The organism is Autumnicola edwardsiae (genome assembly GCF_031846505.1).
Taxonomy (GTDB): domain Bacteria; phylum Bacteroidota; class Bacteroidia; order Flavobacteriales; family Flavobacteriaceae; genus Autumnicola; species Autumnicola edwardsiae.
The window spans coordinates 1-1,014 of the sequence record NZ_JAVRHP010000257.1 but is presented as its reverse complement, the minus strand read 5'-3'; the positions used below and the strand labels follow the sequence as shown (position 1 = coordinate 1,014).

The window sequence follows — 1,014 nt, the reverse complement described above, 5'->3', positions numbered from 1 at the left end:
CAGAGCGGGTTTAAGCAGTAAATAATTTTAGGGTAAATGATGTAGCGCGCTGGTACAGTTTAAACTTTAGGAAGACGATAAACCCCACCGAACCAAGCTGTACAACCGGGGCAAAAAAGCCGCTGCCGACATCCGTCCCGAACAAGTTCGTCCAAAAGTTGGTGTTTATCTCGGTATAAAGCGCATTGACGAATACATTGACCAAAAAGAAGGCTGGCACTAGCATATAGACCGCAGCATACAATTTGAAAAAGTTAAAGGCCAATGATCTAAATTTCTCAAACACGGCCAGACTGATGACCAACGGAAAAAACGCCTGCATAATTCCCAAAAGAAAAAAACGTTCGGCTAAGAACAGCGGATAAATGAATAAATCGAGAATCCAGAGGATAACGCTTCCAATAAAGGCGAATGTCTTGAAGCCAAATAATGGTGTGACCAAGGCTTCATAAAGTAGGGTCATTGCATTTTTTGCTGCATCAATTAGATTTACATCCTCTTCAATGGGTATATCCTGCATCTGCAAGGGCAGTAAAGCGGGAGCCGTGCCTCTATATTGTGCCTCGATAGAAACAAGAATGCCATCAAAAAAGCCCAACACCTGTGTTGAAAAAATGACCAAAAGCACAACTGCAAAATTTTTGACCAGTTCCCCCGGACTCAATCCCCAGGTATAGCCATCCATATTGGCAACGCCCTCATTATATTTTTTGAGGATGTTGATCAGAAAGAAAAGTACCGCAAGCGTTTTCATTCCCCCAATGGTATATTGCGAGAAGTCGCTGTTTTGTATGGTCTGGAAAACGGTATCGACGTATTCCAACCCGATCCCTAAGATGATTGCCGCGGTCATAATTAGAATTCTGTTTCCCTGTTATTGATTTTATCCTGCATTTTCCTGAAGGAAATGATGTCGCGATAGCGCCTTGTTCTAACTGTTAGGTTGGATACCATCTCTTTTGATTCAATTTCCTTTTGCTTTAGGATATCGGCACGGTCGGCATCGCTCATTTT

The 1,014-nt window shown here is 42.5% G+C and carries 1 protein-coding gene and 1 pseudogene; both read right to left on the bottom strand.

What is annotated here, in order from left to right; translation table 11 throughout:
• Positions 1-10: 10 nt before the first annotated feature.
• The gene (locus tag RM529_RS17500; protein WP_311486019.1) at positions 11-853 is read right to left on the bottom strand and encodes a hypothetical protein; all 843 of its coding nucleotides are present in this window, start codon (positions 851-853) and stop codon (positions 11-13) included.
• A 2-nt stretch (positions 854-855) separates the two neighbouring features.
• A pseudogene (locus RM529_RS17495) lies at positions 856-1,014 on the bottom strand (conjugal transfer protein); the annotation flags it as partial.

Coding starts and splice junctions, on each gene's coding strand:
- RM529_RS17500 (WP_311486019.1), bottom strand. CDS start 853: ATGACCGCGGCAATCATCTTAGGGATCGGGTTGGAATACGTCGATACC.